Source organism: Kitasatospora sp. DSM 101779, from assembly GCF_025655475.1.
Lineage (GTDB): Bacteria > Actinomycetota > Actinomycetes > Streptomycetales > Streptomycetaceae > Kitasatospora.
The window spans coordinates 3,990,503-4,011,678 of record NZ_JAHTIK010000001.1 but is presented as its reverse complement, the minus strand read 5'-3'; the positions used below and the strand labels follow the sequence as shown (position 1 = coordinate 4,011,678).

The window sequence follows — 21,176 nt, the reverse complement described above, 5'->3', positions numbered from 1 at the left end:
ATCGTGGTCTTCCTGCTCTTCCACACGGCGGAGGGCTGACCTGCGGCCCCGCGTCCGGCACGATGTGCTCGGCAGTGTCCGTCGAGGGAAGCAGGCAGGCATGAAGTACGTGGTCAAGGAGCGGCTGTTCGCGGTCGGCGACGACTACTGGATCGAGGACGGCGACGGCGAGAAGGCCTTCCTGGTGGACGGCAAGGTGCTGCGGCTGCGCGACACCTTCGAGCTGCAGGACCCGTCCGGCACCGTGGTCGCCGTCATCAAGGAGAAGGTGCTCACCGTCCGCGACGCGATGCGGATCGAGAACGCCGAGGGCGACACCGTCGCGACCGTCCGCAAGAAGCTCTTCACGCCGTTCCGCGACAAGTACCTGGTGGAGCTGGAGGCCGGCGGCGAGCTGGAGGTGCACGGCGACCTCATCGACAAGGAGTACAAGGTCGAGTCGGACGGTGAGACCGTCGCCGAGATCTCCCGCAAGTGGTTCCGGATCCGCGACACCTACGGCGTGGAGATCGCGGACGGCGCGGACGTGCCGCTGCTGCTCGCCGTCGCCGTCTGTCTGGACCGGATGGTCGAGCACAACGCCTGACGCCCCGACGGCCCGCGGCGCGCCGCCGCGGGCCGGCCGGTGCTCAGACGATGACGTGCGGCAGGAAGCGCGCCCCGACGTGGGTGATCGGCGAGTCGTGCGTCTCCCGGATGCCGAGCCCGGCGGCCTCGCCGTCCACCACCCAGGCGCCCAGCACCGGCTGGTTGCCGTCGAACACCGGGAGTGGGCACAGCTGCTGGAAGCAGAAGCCCTCGGCGCCGTACCGGTCCGGGTCGCCGGCCCAGGCCGGCAGCAGGGTCTCGTCGCCGCCCGGCTCGACGATCCGCACGCCCGCGCCCTCCCGGCCGAGCAGCGGCTTCGCCGCGTAGCCGGTGGCGGCGAGCTCGCGCGGCCCGTCCAGGTAGGCCGGCAGCAGGTTGGGGTGGCCGGGGTGGAGCTCCCACAGCACCGCCAGCAGCGCCTTGTTGGAGAGCAGCATCTTCCACGGCGGCTCGATCCACAGCGTGGAGCCGGTGGAGCCGCCGAGGTCGACGGTGGCCAGCAGCTGCGCGCCGAACTCGTCCTCCGCCAGCCACTCCCACGGGTAGAGCTTGAACGCGGACCGGATGTAGCGGTGCTGCAGGTCGACGAACCGGCCGGTCAGCCCGTCGAGGCCGATGTCCTCCATGGCGATCGACACCGTCTCCAGGCCGGCCTGCCCGGCCGTCTCCTGGAGGTAGAGGGTGGTCATCCAGTCCTCGCCCTCAAAGTCGCCGCGCGAATGCGCGAAGTGCACCGGCCCGGGCGGCAGCAGCTCCTTCTGCCGGCCCCAGGCGGCGACCAGCCGCTCGTGCAGCGAGTTCCACTGGTCCGCCTCGGGGAAGCGCTCCTCCATCCAGAACCACTGCGGGCTGGCGGCCTCGATCAGCGAGGTCGGGGTGTCCGCGTTGTACTCGAACAGCTTGGCCGGGCCCGTACCGTCGTAGGCCAGGTCGAACCGCCCGTAGAGGGACGGCTGCTCCTCGCGCCGCCGCCAGGAGGTGGCGATCACCTCGGCGAGCCGCGGATCGGTGATGCCGTAGTCGGCGAACCGGCCCGAGCGCACCACGTGGTCGGCGGCCTCCAGGCACATCTCGTGCAGTTCCTCGACGACCTCCTCCAGTGCCTCGACCTCGGGCAACGAGAACTCGTAGTAGGCGCTCTCGTCCCAGTAGGCGTACTCGGTGCCGGGGTCGCGCGGGTCCTCGCAGACGGCGTAGATCAGGCCCTGGGCCTCGACCGTGGCCTGCCAGCCCGGCCGCGGTTCGACGGTGCGGCGGCGCATCGGGGTCAGCCCCCGCTCGAGCCGGAGCTGCCGCTCGGGCAGCCGAAGCCGCCGCGCTTGGTGGCGGCCTTGTCGAAGGTGCCGCCGGCGGCGGTCAGCGAGCCCGAGCCGCAGTAGTACCAGCGGCCGGCGGCCGCGGTGGTGCCGCCGGAGCAGGAGTGGTCGTCGAGCACCTTGAGGGTGCCCGGGTCGACGCAGCGCCGGGGCGAGCTGCCGCCGGACGAGGAGCAGCCGGTGAGGGCCAGCGCCAGCGTCCCCACCATGCCGAGGGCGACGACGCCCGAGCGGCGGCGGGCGGAGGAGGGGTCGGTCTGCGTCATGACGGGTGATGGTACTTAAGGCTCCCCAGAGCCGGAACCATGGGGTATCTTTTGCCGGTCCTTGACACTTCGGGTGGCACCTGGCGTGCACTCCGCCCTGGGGGAGCAGCATGAACGACATCGTCCACGGCCTCGGCGTGGCCGCCGCCTACGGCGCCGTGGGCCTCGTGCTGCTGCTGCTCGGCGTGGGTCTGGTCGACGCCCTGACGCCGGGCAAGCTCGGCCGGCAGATCTGGCTGGAGCGCAACCGGAACGCCGCCGTGGTGCTCAGCTCCGCGCTGATCGGCATCGGCGGCATCGTCTTCACCGCGATCATGTACACCTACGACGAGTTCGGGAAGGGCCTGGCCGCGACCGCCCTCTTCGGCCTGCTCGGCCTGGTGCTGATGGCCGCCGCGTTCTGGCTGGTCGACCTGCTGACCCCGGGGAGGCTCGGCGAGGTGCTGGTCGACCCCGAGCCGCACCCGGCGGTCTGGGTGACCGCCGCCTGCAACCTCTCCGTCGCCGCCATCGTGGCCGCGTCGATCGCCTGAGCCGCGCGAGCGGCCCGAACGCGGCCGGCATCCCGTCACCGGGGTGCCGGCCGCTGCTGTTGCTGCGGTGCCGGCTCAGCCCGCGGCCAGCCGCTCCGTCAGCCGTGCCTTCGCCGCAGGCCACTCGTCTCGGAGCATCGAGAAGTAGACGCTGTCGCGCCAGCTGCCGTCCGGCCGGCGGCGGTGGCGGCGCAGGGTGCCCTCGTACCGGGCGCCGAGGCGGCGGATCGCGTTCTGCGAGCGCTCGTTGAGGTGGTCGGTCTTCCAGGTGACGCGGCCCATGCCGAGCTCCTCAAAGGCGTGCGTGAGCAGCAGCAGCTTGGACTCGGTGTTCACCGCGGTGCGCCAGACCCGCCGCGCGTACCAGGTGCCGCCGATCTCCAGCAGCTCGTCGAGCGCGCTGAAGTCGAAGTAGCAGGTGACGCCGACCGCCCGGCCGTCCGCCAGGGACACCACGGCGAACGGGACGCAGCCGCCCGTGGCCGCCTCGGCGAGCCGGCCGGCGATGTTCGCGGCCATCGCCTCCTCGGTGCCCGGCACCTCGTATGGCAGCCAGCGCCACACCTCCTCGTCGCCGCCGCTCGCGGCGAACAGGTCCGGCACGTGGGCGGGGGTCAGCGGCTCCAGCCGGACGTGGCGGCCGGTCAGGACGGTCGGTGCGGGCAGTTTCGCGGTCATGCCGCCGACCATAGCCGTGGTCTGCACTAGGGGCAATCCATTTCTGCACTAGTGCAATGAGTCCGGGGCATGCGGAAGGGCCCCGCACCACGGTCGGTGCGGGGCCCTTCGACGGGCGTCCCCGGGGTTGTCCCGGCGGGAGCGCCGCTAGATGAAGGAGTTGATCTGGATGGTCTCGGTGCGGCCGGGGCCGACGCCGATCGCCGAGATCGGCGCGCCGGACATCTCCTCCAGCGCCTTCACGTAGGCCTGTGCGTTCTTCGGCAGGTCGGCGAAGGTCTGCGCCTTCGAGATGTCCTCGCTCCAGCCCGGCAGGGTCTCGTAGATCGGCTTCGCGTGGTGGAAGTCCGACTGGTTGTAGGGGAGCTCCTCGACCCGGCGGCCGTCGATCTCGTACGCCACGCAGACCGGGATCTGCTCCCAGCCGGTGAGCACGTCCAGCTTGGTGAGGAAGAAGTCGGTGAGGCCGTTGACGCGGGTGGCGTAGCGGGCGATCACCGCGTCGAACCAGCCGCAGCGGCGGTCGCGGCCGGTGGTGACACCGCGCTCGCCGCCGATCCGGCGCAGCGCCTCGCCGTCCTCGTCGAGCAGCTCGGTCGGGAAGGGGCCCGAGCCGACGCGGGTGGTGTACGCCTTGAGGATGCCGATGACCCGGTCGATCTTGGTCGGGCCGATGCCGGAGCCGGTGCAGGCGCCGCCGGAGGTCGGGTTCGACGAGGTCACGAAGGGGTACGTGCCGTGGTCGACGTCCAGCAGGGTGCCCTGGCCGCCCTCCAGCAGGACGACCTTGCCGGCCTTCAGCGCCTCGTCGAGGACGAGGGTGGTGTCGGCCAGGAACGGGCGGATCTTCTCGGCGTAGCCGAGGTACTCCTCCAGCACCAGGTCGGCCGGGATGGCGCGGCGGTTGTAGAGCTTGACCAGGATCTGGTTCTTGTCGTGCAGCGCCGCCTCGATCTTCTGGCGGAGGATCGACTCGTCGAAGAGGTCCTGCACCCGGATGCCGACGCGGTTGATCTTGTCCGCGTAGGTCGGGCCGATGCCGCGGCCCGTGGTGCCGATCCGGCGCTTGCCGAGGAAGCGCTCGGTGACCTTGTCCAGGGTGCGGTGGTACGGCGTGATCAGGTGGGCGTTGCCCGAGATCAGCAGCTTGGAGGTGTCGATGCCGCGCTCGTTCAGGCCGTTCAGCTCGGAGAGCAGCACGCCCGGGTCGATGACGACGCCGTTGCCGATGACCGGAGTCACGTTCGGACTGAGGATGCCGGAAGGCAGCAGGTGGAGGGCATACTTCTGGTCGCCGATGACCACCGTGTGACCGGCGTTGTTGCCGCCCTGGTAGCGGACGACGTAGTCGACGGAGCCACCGAGGAGGTCAGTAGCCTTCCCCTTGCCCTCGTCTCCCCACTGGGCGCCAACGAGCACGAGTGCCGGCACAGGCGTACACCCCTTCCGGTTGGGGCATCCTGCGGAAGACCGCAGTCTGCCCCGAGATAGACGAAGCCCCTGGCGCAATAGCGCAAGGGGCTCTTGCACCGAGAGATTACCTGAGGAAGGACCGGTCGTGTCGTCCCTGTCCACGCCCGCATCCCGCCCCGACGGACGCGGTGCGGGGGAGCCGCTGCTGGTACTGGTCGACCCGGCGGCCGGTCGGGCCGACGGCGAGTCGGTGCGGATCGCCCGGGACGTGCTGAGCGGGGGCGCGGACGCCAAGGTCGTGCTGCCCGAGAGCCGGTCCGAACTCGACCGCGTGCTGTCCCACCGGGGTCGTCGGCGACCGGTGGTGATCGGCTCCGACCAGGCCGTTCAGAAGGTGCTGCAGGCCCTCCATCGACAGCGTGACCTGGGCACGGATCCGGTGGGAGTGGTTCCGGTCGGCCCGGCCGCCTCCGTCCTCGCCTGCCGCACGCTCGGGGTGCCGGAGCAGCCGGTGGCCGCCGCCCGGGCGGTGCTCGGAGGTGCGCCCCGCAAGCTCGACCTGGTGGTGGACGACGGCGGCGGGGTGGTGCTCACCGAGTTGCGGATCGGCGCGGAGCCCCGGCGGACCCTGCCCTCACTGCGTTCGCTATGGGCGAAACGGGCTGCGCCCGACCAGGCGACCGTTCCCGACCCGGAGTCCACCCCGATGCGGGTCGAGGCGGACGGGCGGCTGCTCGCCGACGTCCACGAGCGGATCCGGCTGCTGGAAGTGCGGCCGGCCGGCGGCGAGCTGGAGCTGGTCATCCGCACCGCCGGGACGGAGCGCCGGCTGCGCGCCGCCGCGCTCAGCGTGGCCGGCCGGGGCTTCGGCTACAGCGCGGACGGCTGCCCGGTCGGGCCCGTCCGGCATCGGACGTGGACGGTGCATCCGGGGGCCTGGTCGCTGCTGCTGCCGGCCGGGTGAGCAGGATCACGCCGGGCCCCGGCCGTCGACGCCCCGTCAGGCGCAGCTGCGGCCCGAAGAGCGCGCGTGACAAGGGAGTGCGCCGATCGGCGGAAAACGCGCCGGAGAAATGGCGCGTGGTGTAAGGGGTTTTGTCTACGCGCGTTGCCGTCCGTTCGGCCAATAATCCGCGGCTCCCCTGTTCGGGAAGGCGTACGGAACTGTCCTAGACTCGAAGACGTGCCACGTGGTGACGGACGACTCAACCACGATCTTCTTCCCGGCGAGAAAGGCCCCCAGGACGCTTGCGGCGTCTTCGGTGTCTGGGCTCCCGGCGAGGAGGTCGCCAAGCTCACGTACTTCGGCCTCTATGCCCTGCAGCACCGCGGTCAGGAATCCGCGGGCATCGCAGTGAGCAACGGGTCCCAGATTCTCGTCTTCAAGGACATGGGACTCGTCTCCCAGGTCTTCGACGAGACCTCCCTGGGATCGTTGCACGGGCATATCGCCGTCGGACATGCCCGCTACTCGACAACAGGTTCGTCGGTCTGGGAGAACGCCCAGCCGACCTTCCGGGCGACCGTTCACGGGTCGCTGGCCCTCGGCCACAACGGAAACCTGGTGAACACGGCCGAACTGGCGGCGATGGTCGCCGAGCTGCCCGGCGAGGAGCACGTCTCCCGCTCCGGGCGCACGGCCGCGACCAACGACACCGACCTGGTGACCGCGCTGCTCGCCGGCCACCCGGACCTCTCCATCGAGGAGACCGCCCGGAAGGTCCTGCCCCAGGTCAAGGGCGCCTTCTCGCTCGTCTTCATGGACGAGCACACGCTCTACGCCGCCCGCGACCCGCAGGGCATCCGCCCGCTGGTGCTCGGCCGGCTGGAGCGCGGCTGGGTGGTCGCCTCCGAGACGGCGGCCCTCGACATCGTCGGCGCCTCGTTCATCCGCGAGGTCGAACCCGGCGAGCTCATCGCCATCGACGAGCAGGGCATGCGCACCTCGCGCTTCGCCGAGGCCAAGCCCAAGGGCTGCGTCTTCGAGTACGTCTACCTGGCCCGCCCCGACACCACCATCGCCGGCCGCAACGTGCACCTCTCCCGCGTGGAGATGGGCCGCAAGCTGGCCGCCGAGGCGCCCGTCGAGGCCGACCTGGTGATAGCGACCCCGGAGTCCGGTACGCCGGCCGCCATCGGCTACGCCGAGGCCAGCGGCATCCCCTACGGCTCCGGCCTGGTGAAGAACGCCTACGTGGGCCGCACCTTCATCCAGCCCAGCCAGACCATCCGCCAGCTCGGCATCCGGCTCAAGCTGAACCCGCTCAAGGAGGTCATCCGGGGCAAGCGCCTGGTGGTCGTCGACGACTCCATCGTCCGCGGCAACACCCAGCGCGCCCTGGTCAAGATGCTCCGCGAGGCGGGCGCCGCCGAGGTCCACATCCGGATCTCCTCGCCGCCGGTCAAGTGGCCCTGCTTCTTCGGCATCGACTTCGCCACCCGCGCGGAGCTGATCGCCAACGGCATGACCATCGAGGAGATCGGCCGCACGCTCGGCGCCGACTCGCTGGCGTACATCTCGATCGACGGCATGATCGAGGCCACCAAGCAGCCCAAGGACAAGCTCTGCCGCGCCTGCTTCGACGGCGAGTACCCGATGGAGCTGCCGGACCCGGCGCTGCTCGGCAAACTGCTCCTGGAGGCCGAGATCGCCGGCAGCCAGCAGCCGCCGGCCGTCCGCGGCAAGCCGACCAGCGACCTGGACGGCGTCCAGTCCCTGATCGGCGGGCACGGCGCGGCGGACGCGCTCCGACGGCCGTAGCACGATGTACCACCCGGGGCGCGGGGCACTGCGCGGCCGGGCACTCCACGGAGTCGCCCGGCCGACCGCGCAGCCCCCGCGCCCCCACGGGTTTAACCGTTTCTGAAAGGGCCACACCAAGGTGACCAGCAACGAGGGCGGCGCGACCTACGCCGCCGCAGGTGTCGACATCGAGGCCGGCGACCGCGCCGTCGAGCTCATGAAGCAGTGGGTGAAGAAGGCGAACCGCCCCGAGGTGGTCGGCGGCCTCGGCGGCTTCGCCGGGCTCTTCGACGCCTCCGCCTTCAAGCGCTACGAGCGTCCGCTGCTGGCCACCGCCACCGACGGCGTCGGCACCAAGGTCGCCCTCGCCTCGGCGATGGACAAGCACGACACGATCGGCCACGACCTGGTCGGCATGGTCGTCGACGACCTGGTGGTCTGCGGCGCCGAGCCGCTGTTCATGACCGACTACATCTGCGTCGGCAAGGTCGTCCCCGAGCGGGTCGCCCAGATCGTCAAGGGCATCGCCGAGGGCTGCGCCCTGGCCGGCTGCGCGCTCATCGGCGGCGAGACCGCCGAGCACCCGGGCCTGCTCGGCCCGGACGAGTACGACGTCGCGGGCGCCGGCACCGGTGTCGTCGAGGCTGACGCCCTGCTCGGCGCGGACCGCGTCCGGGCCGGCGACGTGGTCATCGCGATGGCCGCCTCGGGCCTGCACTCCAACGGCTACTCGCTGGTCCGCCACGTGTTGCTCAACCAGGCGGGCTGGAAGCTCGACCGCCGGGTCGAGGAGTTCGGCCGCACCCTCGGCGAGGAGCTGCTGGAGCCCACCCGGATCTACTCGCTGGACTGCCTGGCGCTGGCCCGCGCCACCGAGATCCACGCCTTCTCGCACGTCACCGGCGGCGGCCTGGCGGCCAACCTGGCCCGGGTGATCCCGGACGGCCTACACGCCCGCCTGGACCGCGGCACCTGGACCCCGATGCCGGTCTTCCAGACCGTCGCCGAGGTCGGCGGCATGAAGGCGCTGGAGATCGAGAAGACCCTGAACATGGGCGTCGGCATGGTCGCCGTCGTCCCGCCGTCCTCGGTGGACGTGGTGCTCGCGCTGCTGGAGGACCGCGGCGTGGAGGCCTGGCTGCTGGGCGACGTCGTCGAGCGCACCGACGAGCACGACGGCGGCGCCGCGCTCTACAACTCCTACGAGGGCTTCACCCTCGCCTGAGCCCGTCCGCGGGCCCGCCCACGCCGGGCGGGCCCGCGGAGGCCCGGGACGGGCGCCGTACGGCTGCGGACACGCCGAAGACCGGCCCGGCGCTCGATGAGCACCGGGCCGGTCTCGTGCGTGCTGTCAGGCTCGGCGGCGGGAGTGACCGTTGTCGGCGGAGTCCTCGTCGTCTTCGTCCTCGTCGGCGTACAGATCCGCATACGCCGCGTAGGGGTCGTCCTCGTCGTCCTCGATCGGCTCAGGCTCGATCGCGGTGGACGGAGATACGCCCAGCTCATGAGACAGACGGTTCGCGTCGAACCCGCCGCTGTTGTACTTCAGCTCGCGGGCGACCTTCGTCTGCTTGGCCTTGGCCCGGCCGCGCCCCATGGGTCGACCCCCTCAACGATGGGGCTCACGGCCCCGAGTCTGACACGTGTTCATGATCAGGAGCGGCTTGCCCGGAGTGGGAGAGCCGTCCCTTGGAGCATTAACGGTACCTGTTTCCGCCGCCGGACGGTACGTCGCGCGTGTGACGTGGCGCGCACGGCCAACCTCCGAAACCGGGTCTTTCCAGGTCACAGGAGGTTTCTCGGGCTTCTGCAGGCTGCCCGGAGCGTACCCGGGCCCGTCGTTACGGTTCCGATTATCCCTCGCCAGAGGGTTCGGTATCGCCCGATCGGGCTACGAAGTGAGAATCCGGTTCCACATTGTGATCCGGAGGGGGGCGAAGCGACTTCGCCCCCCTCCGGATCACCGCACACGGTCGATCAGGACCGGCGGGCGCCCGGGAGCAGGATCGTGCGCAGGGCACTCACCTCGCGCATCCGCTTCTCCGCGAGCCGGTCGGCGGCGACCGCCGGCGGCACGCCGTCGGCGGCGGCCCGGGTGAAGATCTCCAGGGTGGTGTCGAAGATCTTGGTCGCCTTGTTCTTGGCGCGGTCGAAGTTGAAGCCCTCGATCTCGTCGGCGACCTGGATGACGCCGCCCGAGTTCACCAGGTAGTCCGGCGCGTAGAGGATGCCGCGGTCGGCCAGGTCCTTCTCCACGCCGGCGTGCGCCAGCTGGTTGTTGGCCGCACCGCAGACGATCGAGGTGCCGTTCGCGCCCAGCACGCCGACGGTCGCGTCGTCCAGCGCACCGCCCAGGGCGCAGGGGGCGTAGACGTCCAGGCCGGACTGCAGCAGCGCGGCGGTGTCGCCGGCGACCTCGACCTCCGGGTGGGCCGCGCGCACGCGGTTCACGGCCGCCTCCGAGACGTCCGTGACGACCACGGTGGCGCCGTCGGCGACCAGGTGGCCGACCAGGTAGTGGCCGACCTTGCCGACGCCGGCCACACCGACCCGCTTGCCGCGCAGGGTGGGCTGGCCCCAGCGGGCCTTGGCCGAGGCGCGCATGCCCTGGAAGACACCGAAGGCGGTCAGCACCGAGGAGTCGCCCGCGCCGCCGTACTCGGGGGAGCGGCCGGTGACGAAGCGGGTCTCGCGGGCCACCACGTCCATGTCCTGGACGTACGTGCCCACGTCGCACGCGGTGACGTAGCGGCCCTGCAGCGACTCGACGAAGCGGCCGTACGCGCGGAGCATCGCCTCGTTCTTGTCACCGCCCTCCGCGCTGGCGGCGGGGTTGCCGATGATCACTGCCTTGCCGCCGCCGAGGTCCAGGCCGGCCAGCGCGTTCTTGTAGCTCATGCCGCGGGACAGCCGCAGCGCGTCCTCCAGCGCCTCCTCCTCGGAGTCGTACTGGTGGAAGCGGGTGCCGCCGAGCGCGGGGCCCAGCGCGGTGGAGTGGATGGCGATGATCGCCTTGAGACCGGTCGACCGGTCGTGGCAGAGGACGACCTGCTCGTGGCCGTCCCCGGGGGCAGCGTCCTGCCCGGTCGCGAAGATCCTGCTGAGCACTCCTGATGCGGGGTGCGCGGCGGACGCGGTGTGTACGTCGGTCACTGTGGTGACTCCAGTATTCGTGGGCCCGCGGCGGTGGTGCGGGCGTCTGATCGAAGCCTAGCCCCGGGGCCGTCGCCCGATCTGCCCCCTGACGGTCCCATGGACATAACGACGGCGGGCGCCGTACGGCACCCTCCCCGGCGGCCCCGGGCCGTGCGACGATGCCGGGTGTGACCGCCGTGCGCACTTCGGTGCTCCCGCCCTACGCCGCCCAGCTGCGGGTGTACGAGCCGCTGGCCGCCTATCCGGAGCCGGAGCGGGCCCGCTGGCAGGCGTACGCGGCGGAGCACGGCCCGGACGCCGAGGGGGCCGCCGAACCGGTCGCCGCGGCCGCCCTGGCCGAGCAGCGGCAGGCCCTGGCGGAGCTGGCCGGGCGGACCCCGGGCGCGCTGCCCGACCGGGAGAGCGGGCGGGCGCTGGTACGGGTCGTCGACCGGGTCACCTACATCTGCCCGTGGACGGTCCGGCTGCGCAGCTGGCAGGCGATGGACGAGCTCCGTGCGGCGCTGCCGGCCTTCCTGCTGGACACCGTGCTGCCACCGGCCGTCCGGGCCGAGGCGGAGGCCGACCAGGCCCGCTGGCGGACGGCGCACCCGGACGCCCGGCCGTGGATCCTCACCTCCCGCTGGGAGGTGCCCGTCCGCTGGTGCCTGCCGTTCGGCGAGGAGGACCGGCACTTCGTCCCGGCCGGGCCCGGGCGGACGACCGGGGACCGGCCCGTGCCGGCCTCCCTCTTCTACCTGACGCCGATGGCGCAGGCGCGCCGGCGGGTCGCCCGCGGCTACCGGGCGCTGCGGACGGCGGTGCCCGGTTCGCAGAACGGGCCCGGCGGCGAGCTGGTGCTGGGCGTGGAGCAGGTCGGCCGGTGGCTGGAGGAGTTCCACCCGCGCTCGCTGGTGGAGCTCGACTACGGCGGCCTGGTGCACCTGCTCGGCGCCGAGCGACTGGCGGCGGAGCGCTCGGTGGCCGAGGTCGAGGCCGGGATCGGCGCACTCCGGGCCGGGGACACCGCGGCGGCGGTGCGGGCGTACGAGGCGGTGACGGCCCGTTGGCGCCGGGTGCTGGCCCTGCGGCACGCCAGCTGACACCGGGTCAGCGCGGCCGGGTAGCCGGGGGTCGGACGGGGGTAAGGGAAGGAGGGACCTTCGGCCCTTGCGCCGGGGGCCGAGGTCCCGAGCCGGTCAATCCCCCAGGAACGTGACACTACTCACCGTTGACGCGAACTTACCCCTATATGCAAAAATGGGACAACCAGCCCAAGTTCAACCTGGTGTGTCCACTTCTGGGTCGATCTGACGGTGGTGCGTACTTTGTGGGGAAGCGGAGGGTCTGGTCGTCTCGTCACTGGATGTCACGAAATCGTGACTGTCCGTTATGAGATGGTCCATGGCCATCCGTCTTGCTTGAACCCCTGAGGGGCCAATTTAGGCGGTTTGGCCGATGGGGCTGGACGGATGGTGTAGTTGTAGACATCAGGACAAGCCGTTCGTCCTATAACCGACTCGGTCCGTGTGTGCCATTTCGGGCATCGCGGGTCAAGGTGCAGAATTTGAAGGATAGAACCGCCCTGGTTCGGTTCTCCCGAGGAGGCCGCTCATGACCGCTCGTACCCCTGACGCTGAACCTCTGCTGACGCCGGCGGAGGTTGCCACCATGTTCCGCGTTGACCCCAAGACGGTCACTCGCTGGGCCAAGGCGGGCAAGCTCACGTCCATTCGCACGCTGGGCGGCCACCGCCGCTACCGCGAGGCCGAGGTGCGTGCTCTGCTGGCCGGGATTCCGGCTCAGCGAACCGAGGCCTGACAGGTCTCAGGGGTTTTCCCGAAGGGCCGTGTCCCCGACTCCGCCGGGTCGGGGGGACGGCCCTTCGGCATGCCGGAATCGGACATTCCCGATGGGGCTGATGGGGGTGGGGGGAATTGCCGGGAATGCATGTGCAATTTTACATATTAAATCTCCACCCCCGGCGAGGGTGCGTCCGGTGTCCGATCTCAAGAACGGATAAGTGACGACTGTCACGCCGTCGTTATCTTGAGGTCTAGACCTAGGCCGGTGTAGGGGCTGACCCGGTGTCAGCGATCCGGCGGAGCGAACGCCAGAGGCCCGGAACCTTACGGCTCCGGGCCTCTGCCTGTACTGCGATCCCGACGGGACTTGAACCCGCGACCTCCACCTTGACAGGGTGGCGAGCTAACCAACTGCTCCACGGGACCAGAGATTTCTGATCCGTCCGCTTGCTCTCGCTCGCGAACAAGACAGATCGTACTGCATGGCGGGGCCCCAGGTCGAACCGGCCGCGGCGGGCCCCGTCCGGGAACCGCTGGACGGGGCCCGCCGCGGTCAGAGGGTGGCCGCCGCGGCGTCCATCGCCTTGAGGATGCGCTTCTCCGAGACGGGCGCCGGCGTGCCCAGCCCCTGGGCGAAGAAGCTCACCCGCAGCTCCTCGATCATCCAGCGGATCGCCCGGATCTCCGGCGAGGGCTCGCGCCCGGCCGGCACCCGGGCCAGCAGCTCGCCGTAGGCCTGCTGCACGCCCTGCACCTTCAGCAGGTTCTGGGCGTCCCGCTGCGGATGGTCCGGCAGCGCCTCCAGGCGGCGGTCCACCGCCAGCAGATAGCGCTTCAGGTCCGGCAGCCGCTGCCAGCCGGTCTCGGTCACGAACCCCGGGTACACCAGCGAGGCCAGGTGCAGCCGTACGTCGTTCACCGCGTTCAGCAGCACCGGGCTGGAGACCGCCTTCAACCGGGTCGACGCGCGGTGGAAGGCGATCAGTGCGGTCGCCGTCTTCAGCGTGGCGTCCGCCGACAGGTCGTACAGGTCCGCCCGGACCTTGTCGAACAGCGCGGTGAACGCCGCCTCGTCCCAGGCCGGGCCGCCGTTCAGCTCCATCAGCCGGTCGACCGCCGCCCCGACCACGTCCTCGAACAGCGCCGGGATCGACCCGTGCGGGTTGTACGAGAGGGCGAGCTTCGCCTGGTTGCCCAGCCGGCCCTGGATCGACTTCGCCGGGGAGTTCACCCGGAGCATCAGCAGCCGGCGGGTGCCGGCCCACATCGCCTGCTCCTGGGCCTCCGGGGTGTCGAACAGCCGCACCGCCACCGAGTCGCCCTCGTCCACCAGCGCCGGGTAGGCCCGCACCGAGTGGCCGCGGGAGCGCTGCTCGAAGGTCCGCTGCAGCACCGGCAGCCCGGCCGGCCAGGCGGTCAGCCCGGCCTGCTCGATGCCCCGGCCGGAGGCGGCGCTGGAGAGCGTCGCCGACAGCTTCGGCTGCAGCATCCGGCGCAGCTCCTCCAGGTCCTTGGACTCGGCGAGCTTCTTGCGCCCGTCGACCACCCGGAAGGTGACCTTGAGGTGGTCCGGCACCCGCTCGTCGTCCCAGGCCTCCGGCGGGACCACCACCCCGCCCATCCGGTGCAGGATCCGCTCCAGGGTCGGCAGCAGCGGCTCCTGGCGGTCCTTCACCTGCCGCAGCGCGGCCGCCGCGAAGTCCGGCGCCGGCACGAAGTTGCGCCGGATCGCCTTCGGCAGCGAACGGATGTACGCGGTGACCAGCTCGGCCCGCAGACCCGGGATCTGCCAGTCGAAGCCCTCGTCGGTGACCTGGTTGAGCACCGGCAGCGGGATGTGCACCGTGACGCCGTCCGCGTCGCTGCCCGGCTCGAACTGGTAGGTCAGCCTGAAGCGAAGCTCGCCCTGGTGCCAGTGGTCCGGGTAGTCGGCCTCGGTCACGCCGTCGGCCGACTCGTTGATGAGCATCGACTTCTCGAAGTTCAGCAGGTCCGGCTGCTCGTGCCGGGCCTTCTTCCACCAGGAGTCGAAGTGCCGGGTGGAGACGATCTCAGCCGGCAGCCGGGCGTCGTAGAAGTCGAACAGGGTCTGGTCGTCGACCAGGATGTCCCGGCGGCGGGCCCGGTTCTCCAGCTCCTCGACCTCGCCGAGCAGCTTGCGGTTCTCCGCGAAGAACCGGTGATGGGTCTCCCAGTCGCCCTCGACCAGCGCGTTGCGGATGAACAGCTCGCGGCACAGCTCCGGGTCGATCCGGCCGTAGTTCACCTTGCGCTGGGCGACGACCGGCATCCCGTACAGGGTCACCTTCTCGTACGCCAGCACCGCGCCGGCCTTCTTCTCCCAGTGCGGCTCGCTGTACGACTTCTTGATCAGGTGGCCGGCCAGCGGCTCCACCCACTCGGGCTCGATCTTCGCGTTGATCCGCGCCCACAGCCGCGAGGTCTCCACCAGCTCGGCGGACATCACCCAGCGCGGCGGCTTCTTGAACAGGCCCGACCCCGGGAAGACCGCGAACCGGGCGCCCCGGGCGCCGCCGTACTCGCGCTTCTCCACGTCGAACAGGCCGATGTGCGAGAGCAGACCGGACAGCAGCGCCTGGTGGATGCGGTCGGCATCGGGCTCGGCATCGGGATGGGGCTCGTCGATGGTCACGCCGAGCTGCTTGGCGACCGTCCGCAGCTGGACGTAGACGTCCTGCCACTCGCGTATCCGCAGGTAGTTCAGGAACTCCTGCTTGCACATCCGGCGGAAGGCCGAGGAGGAGAGCTCCCTCTGCTGCTCCCTGACGTAGCGCCACATCGCCAGGTAGGAGAGGAAGTCCGAGGTCTCCGAGGTGAACCGGCGGTGCCGGTCGTCGGCGGCCTGGCGCTTCTCGGCGGGCCGCTCGCGCGGGTCCTGGATGGACAGCGCGGCGGCGATCACCATGACGTCGCGGACGCAGCCGAGCCGGTCCGCCTCCAGCACCATGCGGGCCATCCGCGGGTCCACCGGCAGCTGGGCCAGCTTGCGGCCGAGCGGGGTGAGCCGCTTGCGGTGGTCCTTCTCCGCCGGGTCGAGCGCGCCCAGCTCGTGCAGCAGGTTGACGCCGTCCTTGATGTTCCGCGAGTCCGGCGGGTCCAGGAACGGGAAGGCCGCGATGTCGCCCAGGCCCGCCGCCGTCATCTGCAGGATGACCGAGGCCAGGTTGGTGCGCAGGATCTCGGCGTCGGTGAACTCCGGACGGGAGAGGAAGTCCTCCTCCGAGTAGAGCCGGATGCAGATGCCGTCCGAGGTGCGGCCGCAGCGGCCCTTGCGCTGGTTGGCGCTGGCCTGGCTGACCGCCTCGATCGGCAGCCGCTGCACCTTGGTGCGGTGGCTGTACCGGGAGATCCGGGCGGTGCCCGGGTCGACCACGTACTTGATGCCGGGCACGGTCAGCGAGGTCTCGGCGACGTTGGTGGCGAGCACCACGCGCCGGCTGTTCGACCGCTGGAAGACCTTGTGCTGCTCGGCCGAGGAGAGCCGGGCGTACAGCGGCAGTACCTCGGTGGACTTCAGCTTCATCCGGTTCAGCGCGTCCGCGGTGTCGCGGATCTCACGCTCGCCCGAGAGGAAGACCAGGATGTCGCCCGGGCCCTCCGCCTGCAGCTCCTCCACCGCGTCGCAGATCGCCTGGACCTGATCGCGGTCCCGGTCGACCTCGTCCTCCTCGGCGCCCTCCTCCAGCATCGGGCGGTAGCGCACCTCGACCGGGTAGGTGCGGCCGGAGACCTCGACGATCGGGGCGTCGTCGAAGTGCGCGGCGAACCGCTCCGGGTCGATCGTCGCCGAGGTGATCACGACCTTGAGGTCGGGACGGCGCGGCAGCAGCTGCTTGAGGTAGCCGAGCAGGAAGTCGATGTTGAGGCTGCGCTCGTGCGCCTCGTCGATGATCAGCGTGTCGTACTGGCGCAGCTCCCGGTCGGTCTGGATCTCCGCGAGCAGGATGCCGTCGGTCATCAGCTTGACCAGGGTGTCCTGGCCGACCTGGTCGGTGAAGCGGACCTTCCAGCCGACCGCCTCGCCCAGCGGTGTCGCCAGTTCCTCGGCCACCCGCTCGGCGACCGTGCGGGCCGCGATCCGGCGCGGCTGGGTGTGGCCGACCAGGCCCTTCACCCCGCGGCCCAGCTCCAGGCAGATCTTCGGGATCTGGGTGGTCTTGCCGGAGCCGGTCTCGCCCGCGACGATCACCACCTGGTGGTCGCGGATCGCCGCCAGGATCTCGTCCTTCTTCTGGCTGACCGGCAGCTCCTGCGGGTAGCTGATCTCCGGCACCGCGCCGCGGCGCTGTTCGACGCGGAGCTCGGCCTGCGCGATCTCGGCGGCCAGCTCGTCGGCGATCTTCTGCCGGGCCTCCGGGCTGCGCACCCGCCGGGTGCCGTCCAGCCGCCGACCGATCCGCTGCTGGTCGCGGAGCATCAGCTCGGGCAGCCGGGCGGCCAGCTCCGCGATGGTGGACGCATCTGCGGACCGGGCTACGGGAGAACTCACTGCGGGCATCCCTCTAGATTCGCAAGGAGGCACGGGGCGGCGCACCTCGGTTTTCGAGCCCCTCCAGTGTCACAGCCCCGGCCCGGGATCTGCGAACGGCCCGGCGGGCGGGCGCCCGGCCGCCTCACCCCGGCGGCGCACACCGCGGTGCGCGGGCCGCGTCGGGCAACCGTTCGGGCCCGTTCGAGCGGCCGGTAGGGTGCTCGGGCCAGTCGTGACGATCAAGGGGGAGACCGTGGCCGGTGAGTTCGACGCGCACGAGCGACGGATGTGGGCGGGCAAGGCCGTCCCGTACGAGCGGACCTTCGCGGCGCTCTGCGGGGCCGCGGTGCCGGAGCTGGTGGCCGCGGCCGGTGTCGGCGTGGGGACGGCGGTCCTGGACGTCGGCACCGGGCCGGGGACGGCCGCCTCGTCCGCGGTGCGGCTCGGTGCCTCGGTGACGGCGGTGGACGCCGAGCCCGGGATGGTGGAGCTGGCCGCGAGGAACCTGCCCGGGGTGGACGTCCGGCACGCCGTCCTGCCCGAGCTGCCCTTCGCGGACGACTCCTTCGACGCCGTGGTGGCCAACTTCGTGATCAATCACGTGGAGGACCCGGCGGCCGCGCTGGCCGAGCTGCGGCGGGTCACCCGGCCCGGCGGGCGGATCGCCGTCACCGTGTGGGCGGCGAGCGGCAACACCGCGATGGGCCTCTTCACCGAGGCGCTGGACGCCGCCGGGGTCGGACGCCCGGTCTTCCCGTCGCTGCCGGTCGACTTCGAGCGGACCCCGGAGGGCCTGGCCGGCCTGCTGGCCGGCGCGGGGTGGCGGGACCCGGAGGGCCGGCAGCTGGCCTGGACGCACCGGGTCTCCCCCGAGGAGTTCTGGCAGGGGCCGGCCTCCGGCATCGCCAACCTCGGGCTGGTGATCACCGGACTGCCGTCCGCCACGGTCGCGACGGTCAAGGAGCACTACGACCGGATCGCCGGTGGGCGCACCGGCGGGGACGGGTTGCTGGCCCTGCCGGCCGCGGCCGTTCTCGCCGTCGCCCGCTGCTGACCGGGTCCGCCCGGTCGGCTAGCCTTTTGACCGACTATCAGCCTGTAGTGCAAGAGAAGCATGGGGGAACGGCTGTGGGACTGTGGGACGACGTCAAGGACCTCGGAAGCGCGGCGGTCAACGTCGTTGAAGACGTGTTCTGGGCACCGACCAAGATTGCCAAGTGGGTGCTCGGCGAGATGTTCGGCGACCCTGACGCCGAACTGGAGAAGTACGCCGCCGAACTGCAGCAGATGGGCAAGGACGTCGAGGCGTTCGGCAAGGAGATCAGCACCGCGCTGAGCCACCTCACCTGGCACGGCCCGGCCTCCGACGCCTTCGTCGCGCACGCGCAGAGCCGGGTGAAGGAGCTCAACACCGTCGCCGACGAGCTCGACGAGCTCGGCAAGGCGATCAAGGGCCTCGCCGACGCCTTCTGACCGGCCGTCGCATCACCCACCGTCCCAGGCACGTATCAGCAGGCACGAGGAGACACCGCGCCATGGCCGATCAGTTCGGCGTCCAGCTGCAGGAGCTGGCGAAGATCCAGAGCGACTTCCAGAAGATCAACGCCAAGATGACGGAGATGAGCCAGCGCGTCGGGGCCATCAAGAACGCCGTCGCCAAGGCCGCCGCGACCGACCTGAGCGCCGGCGGGCTGCTCGGCGTCGCCAACTTCTTCGCCGTGGCCGCCCAGGTGGCGTCCAAGGTCAAGGACATCTCCGACCGGGCCGACGCCCTGGAGAAGACCAAGAAGCAGCTCACCGAGGAGCTCGGTCAGGACGCCCAGAAGATCAAGCAGGTCCTCGCCGAGTACAAGGAGATCGAGCGCAAGATCGAGGAGGCGCTCAAGAAGCCCCACGCGGGACAGGAGAAGCCCAAGGGCCCGCACACCGGCATCGACGGCACCGGGAGCGGGAACGGCGGCGGCAACGGCGGCGGGAACCACGGCGGTGGCGGCCACACGGGCGGTGGCGGCCACACCGGCGGCGGGAGCACGGGCGGCGGCGGGAACCACGGCGGCAGCGACGACTCGGGCAGCGACGGCACCGGCATCAGCACCCGGCCCGGCGGCCGCCACGACGGCCCGAAGATCAAGGACCGCAGCCGCGGCGACTGGCAGACCCACATCATCAACGGCTCCGGCTGGGACTCCTGGAGCGACCACTGGCACCGCCACAACGGCCAGGGCCTCGGCCCCAAGGACCAGCCCATCCTGGACGGCGCCTCCGACGAGCGGAAGGCCATGGTCGAGCGGGCGATGGAGCGGGTGAACCGCAAGCTCGGCTACAGCCAGGGCGCCGAGACCAACGGCTACCGCGTCGACTGCTCCGGCTTCGTCTCCGCGGCGTGGGGCCTGCCCGGCCCCGGCACCACCACCGGCCCGCTGATCAGCGAGAGCGGCGGCATCGCCCACCACATCTCCAAGAGCTCGATGATGCCCGGTGACGCCATGGTCGTCCACCAGGCCCACGGCGAGCAGCACGTCGTCCTGTTCGGCGGGTGGGCGGACAAGCAGCACACCCGGATGGTCATCCTCGAGGACAACGGCAGCCTCGGCTGCGTCTCCCGGGAGGTCCCGCTCTCCAAGTACTCGGAGTACACCGCCATCCGCAAGAACGGCATGTGACGACGCCCGTCCCCGCAGGCCCCCGGCGGCGCACGACCGCCGGGGGCCCTTCGTGCCCGGTCAGGAGCTCCAGGTCTCCTTCAGCGAGGTGATGGCGCCCTTCGCGTCCACGGTGTACTCGTACATGTCCTGGTAGCAGAAGTAGCCCTTGGGCAGGCTGTCCGGGTCGGTCGCGTGGTTGCTCTCGGCGCAGGTCTTCACGTGCGCCAGGCCGTCGCCCGCGGTGCCCGACCGCACGGTGACGGTCCTGGTCTTCAGGCTCTCGTCCGTGTAGACGGTGATCTTCGCGTCGGGCGAGACGGTGTACGGCTTGGGCTTCTCGTCCGGGTTGAAGAAGAGGCCGTTGGGGCTGCAGTTCGCCTCGACGGAGTCCGCCGTCAGCTTGCCCGTGCCCTTGTCGACCGTCCGGACCCGGACGACCTTGTGGGTCTTGAAGTACTCCTTGCAGTTCGGCCCGCGACCGCCGTTGTCGGCGTCCGCCGCGCCGGGGGCGGCGGACCCGGCGCCCTTGCCGGCCGAGGCGGTGGCGGCCGGGTCCGGCCCGCCCGCCGACGGCTCGCCCGCCGGGGCCGACGGCGCCACGGCCGTCCTGCTCGGCGCGGCGGCCGCACCGTCGCTCCCGGAGCCCTCCGGGCCGCAGGCGGCCGCACCGAACACGGTCGCGACGAGCAGAGCGGCAACGGCCGCAGGACGGATACGCATGACGGACTCCCCCTGGATGACTCCCGTGCGGCCCGCCGTTCACGCCGGCCGGCCGCCCCCCGGGCCGCGGCGGTCTGCGCGCGGCCGTTCACGCGGAGCCTACTGGCCGGCACCGACCACCTGCGCCGCAGCCCGCCGGGATCCTGTCGCACCGTCGGCTGACGACGGGTCACATCGGCACGTCGACCCGCAGCCGGTCGCGCAGCTCGCGCAACCGGTCCGCAGGGGCGCCCAGGCCGTTGATCCGCTGCCGGGCGGCCTCGCTGCGCGGGCGGTGGTGGCCCGCGAACGCCAGGTTCGCCGACTGGTGCAGCATCCACTGGTGGTACGCCACCAACCGGATCGCCAGATCGCGGACGCCCGCCAGATCGCCGTCCGCCGGCAGTGCCCGCAGCCAGCCCGCCAGCCTCCCGTACCGGACCGCCTGCCGGGACAACTGCTCGGCCAGCCCCGGCGGCACCGGGCCCGGCTCCCCGCACACGGCGAGGGCGCGGTCCGCCGCGGCCTGCTCCGTCACCGCCGCGTCCAGCACCGCCAGCAGGGCGGCCGCCTGCGTCTCCCGGTCCGGCGGACGGTTCCCCGGGTCCGGCAGCGGACGGCTGCGGCCCCGCCCGAGCCCGCCCGCCAGCCGGCGCAGCACGGCCGAGGGGCCGCGCCGAGGGGTTGCCGGGGCTGAGGACACGGGCACCTCCGGGCCGGGGGCGGGCGGCGGACGGCCGGCCGCGGAGCTGCCACCGGTCCCTTCCGCCGCGCCGGAGCGCCCGGCGTGCACCTCCAGTGTGCGCCCGCCCCGCCCGCCGCGGGCGGCAGCGAGGGCCGTCCGGTGCCGGCGCGGCGCGGCG

General features: G+C 71.6%; 19 protein-coding genes and 1 tRNA gene. 10 read left to right on the top strand and 10 right to left on the bottom strand.

What is annotated here, in order from left to right:
• Nucleotides 1-100 precede the first annotated feature (100 nt).
• A complete protein-coding gene (locus KSNIM_RS18200; RefSeq protein WP_263104260.1) occupies nucleotides 101-586 on the top strand; it encodes an LURP-one-related/scramblase family protein in 486 nt (161 codons plus the stop codon).
• A 43-nt stretch (nucleotides 587-629) separates the two neighbouring features.
• Here KSNIM_RS18200 and KSNIM_RS18195 read toward each other — a convergent pair whose 3' ends face one another.
• On the bottom strand, nucleotides 630-1,850 hold the full coding sequence (locus tag KSNIM_RS18195; protein WP_263104259.1) for a glutathionylspermidine synthase family protein: 1,221 nt from the start codon (nucleotides 1,848-1,850) through the stop codon (nucleotides 630-632).
• 5 nt (nucleotides 1,851-1,855) lie between these two features.
• Entirely contained in the window at nucleotides 1,856-2,170 is a 315-nt protein-coding gene (locus KSNIM_RS18190) for a hypothetical protein (RefSeq protein ID WP_263104258.1), read from the bottom strand.
• A 110-nt stretch (nucleotides 2,171-2,280) separates the two neighbouring features.
• Between KSNIM_RS18190 and KSNIM_RS18185 the strand changes: the two genes are divergently transcribed.
• Nucleotides 2,281-2,703: a DUF350 domain-containing protein gene (locus KSNIM_RS18185; protein WP_263104257.1), complete on the top strand. Its 423-nt coding sequence runs from the start codon at nucleotides 2,281-2,283 to the stop codon at nucleotides 2,701-2,703.
• Between the two features lie 75 nt (nucleotides 2,704-2,778).
• Here KSNIM_RS18185 and KSNIM_RS18180 read toward each other — a convergent pair whose 3' ends face one another.
• Nucleotides 2,779-3,381 (bottom strand): GNAT family N-acetyltransferase, encoded by a 603-nt coding sequence (locus tag KSNIM_RS18180; protein ID WP_263104256.1) that lies wholly within the window; start codon nucleotides 3,379-3,381, stop codon nucleotides 2,779-2,781.
• Between the two features lie 147 nt (nucleotides 3,382-3,528).
• On the bottom strand, nucleotides 3,529-4,812 hold the full coding sequence (locus KSNIM_RS18175; RefSeq protein ID WP_263104255.1) for an adenylosuccinate synthase: 1,284 nt from the start codon (nucleotides 4,810-4,812) through the stop codon (nucleotides 3,529-3,531).
• A 127-nt stretch (nucleotides 4,813-4,939) separates the two neighbouring features.
• On the opposite strand from KSNIM_RS18175, the gene KSNIM_RS18170 reads away from it, so the two are divergent.
• The 3 genes from KSNIM_RS18170 to purM all read left to right on the top strand — a co-directional run bounded on the left by KSNIM_RS18170 (nucleotide 4,940) and on the right by purM (nucleotide 8,762).
• Entirely contained in the window at nucleotides 4,940-5,758 is an 819-nt protein-coding gene (locus KSNIM_RS18170) for an acylglycerol kinase family protein (RefSeq protein WP_263104254.1), read from the top strand.
• A gap of 219 nt (nucleotides 5,759-5,977) precedes the next feature.
• Nucleotides 5,978-7,555 (top strand): amidophosphoribosyltransferase, encoded by a 1,578-nt coding sequence (purF, locus tag KSNIM_RS18165; protein WP_263104253.1) that lies wholly within the window; start codon nucleotides 5,978-5,980, stop codon nucleotides 7,553-7,555.
• Nucleotides 7,556-7,676: 121 nt separating this feature from the next.
• A complete protein-coding gene (gene purM, locus KSNIM_RS18160) occupies nucleotides 7,677-8,762 on the top strand; it encodes a phosphoribosylformylglycinamidine cyclo-ligase (protein ID WP_263104252.1) in 1,086 nt (361 codons plus the stop codon).
• Between the two features lie 126 nt (nucleotides 8,763-8,888).
• On the opposite strand, the gene KSNIM_RS18155 is transcribed toward purM, so the two are convergent.
• Both KSNIM_RS18155 and KSNIM_RS18150 read right to left on the bottom strand, forming a co-directional pair.
• Nucleotides 8,889-9,134, bottom strand: coding sequence for a DUF3073 domain-containing protein (locus KSNIM_RS18155; RefSeq protein WP_263104251.1), 246 nt, complete (start codon nucleotides 9,132-9,134; stop codon nucleotides 8,889-8,891).
• A gap of 380 nt (nucleotides 9,135-9,514) precedes the next feature.
• On the bottom strand, nucleotides 9,515-10,690 hold the full coding sequence (locus KSNIM_RS18150; RefSeq protein WP_411543735.1) for a Glu/Leu/Phe/Val dehydrogenase dimerization domain-containing protein: 1,176 nt from the start codon (nucleotides 10,688-10,690) through the stop codon (nucleotides 9,515-9,517).
• A gap of 161 nt (nucleotides 10,691-10,851) precedes the next feature.
• Here KSNIM_RS18150 and KSNIM_RS18145 point away from each other — a divergent pair, with 161 nt between their 5' ends.
• Complete coding sequence (locus KSNIM_RS18145) at nucleotides 10,852-11,775, top strand: hypothetical protein (RefSeq protein ID WP_263104250.1); 924 nt, start codon at nucleotides 10,852-10,854, stop codon at nucleotides 11,773-11,775.
• 511 nt (nucleotides 11,776-12,286) lie between these two features.
• On the top strand, nucleotides 12,287-12,493 hold the full coding sequence (gene bldC / locus KSNIM_RS18140; protein WP_014137253.1) for a developmental transcriptional regulator BldC: 207 nt from the start codon (nucleotides 12,287-12,289) through the stop codon (nucleotides 12,491-12,493).
• A gap of 336 nt (nucleotides 12,494-12,829) precedes the next feature.
• Here the strand turns inward: bldC and KSNIM_RS18135 are convergent.
• A tRNA-Asp gene (locus KSNIM_RS18135) sits at nucleotides 12,830-12,903 on the bottom strand.
• 127 nt (nucleotides 12,904-13,030) lie between these two features.
• Nucleotides 13,031-16,996 carry an ATP-dependent RNA helicase HrpA gene (gene hrpA / locus KSNIM_RS18130; RefSeq protein WP_263104249.1) on the bottom strand — a complete coding sequence of 1,322 codons (3,966 nt, stop codon included), beginning with the start codon at nucleotides 16,994-16,996 and terminating at the stop codon, nucleotides 13,031-13,033.
• Nucleotides 16,997-17,201: 205 nt separating this feature from the next.
• Here hrpA and KSNIM_RS18125 point away from each other — a divergent pair, with 205 nt between their 5' ends.
• The 3 genes from KSNIM_RS18125 to KSNIM_RS18115 all read left to right on the top strand — a co-directional run bounded on the left by KSNIM_RS18125 (nucleotide 17,202) and on the right by KSNIM_RS18115 (nucleotide 19,632).
• A complete protein-coding gene (locus tag KSNIM_RS18125; RefSeq protein ID WP_263104248.1) occupies nucleotides 17,202-18,023 on the top strand; it encodes a class I SAM-dependent methyltransferase in 822 nt (273 codons plus the stop codon).
• A gap of 74 nt (nucleotides 18,024-18,097) precedes the next feature.
• Entirely contained in the window at nucleotides 18,098-18,442 is a 345-nt protein-coding gene (locus KSNIM_RS18120) for a WXG100 family type VII secretion target (protein ID WP_263104247.1), read from the top strand.
• 62 nt (nucleotides 18,443-18,504) lie between these two features.
• Nucleotides 18,505-19,632, top strand: a complete 1,128-nt coding sequence (locus KSNIM_RS18115; RefSeq protein ID WP_263104246.1) for a hypothetical protein — start codon at nucleotides 18,505-18,507, stop codon at nucleotides 19,630-19,632.
• Nucleotides 19,633-19,692: 60 nt separating this feature from the next.
• On the opposite strand, the gene KSNIM_RS18110 is transcribed toward KSNIM_RS18115, so the two are convergent.
• Nucleotides 19,693-20,334: a hypothetical protein gene (locus tag KSNIM_RS18110; RefSeq protein WP_263104245.1), complete on the bottom strand. Its 642-nt coding sequence runs from the start codon at nucleotides 20,332-20,334 to the stop codon at nucleotides 19,693-19,695.
• Nucleotides 20,335-20,503: 169 nt separating this feature from the next.
• The coding region (locus KSNIM_RS18105; protein ID WP_263104244.1) for a hypothetical protein at nucleotides 20,504-21,176 on the bottom strand (673 nt) is incomplete at its 5' end.

Coding starts and splice junctions, on each gene's coding strand:
- KSNIM_RS18190 (WP_263104258.1), bottom strand. CDS start 2,170: ATGACGCAGACCGACCCCTCCTCCGCCCGCCGCCGCTCGGGCGTCGTC.
- hrpA (WP_263104249.1), bottom strand. CDS start 16,996: ATGCCCGCAGTGAGTTCTCCCGTAGCCCGGTCCGCAGATGCGTCCACC.
- KSNIM_RS18155 (WP_263104251.1), bottom strand. CDS start 9,134: ATGGGGCGCGGCCGGGCCAAGGCCAAGCAGACGAAGGTCGCCCGCGAG.
- KSNIM_RS18115 (WP_263104246.1), top strand. CDS start 18,505: ATGGCCGATCAGTTCGGCGTCCAGCTGCAGGAGCTGGCGAAGATCCAG.
- KSNIM_RS18200 (WP_263104260.1), top strand. CDS start 101: ATGAAGTACGTGGTCAAGGAGCGGCTGTTCGCGGTCGGCGACGACTAC.
- KSNIM_RS18195 (WP_263104259.1), bottom strand. CDS start 1,850: ATGCGCCGCCGCACCGTCGAACCGCGGCCGGGCTGGCAGGCCACGGTC.
- KSNIM_RS18145 (WP_263104250.1), top strand. CDS start 10,852: ATGCCGGGTGTGACCGCCGTGCGCACTTCGGTGCTCCCGCCCTACGCC.
- KSNIM_RS18185 (WP_263104257.1), top strand. CDS start 2,281: ATGAACGACATCGTCCACGGCCTCGGCGTGGCCGCCGCCTACGGCGCC.
- KSNIM_RS18110 (WP_263104245.1), bottom strand. CDS start 20,334: ATGCGTATCCGTCCTGCGGCCGTTGCCGCTCTGCTCGTCGCGACCGTG.
- KSNIM_RS18180 (WP_263104256.1), bottom strand. CDS start 3,381: ATGACCGCGAAACTGCCCGCACCGACCGTCCTGACCGGCCGCCACGTC.
- bldC (WP_014137253.1), top strand. CDS start 12,287: ATGACCGCTCGTACCCCTGACGCTGAACCTCTGCTGACGCCGGCGGAG.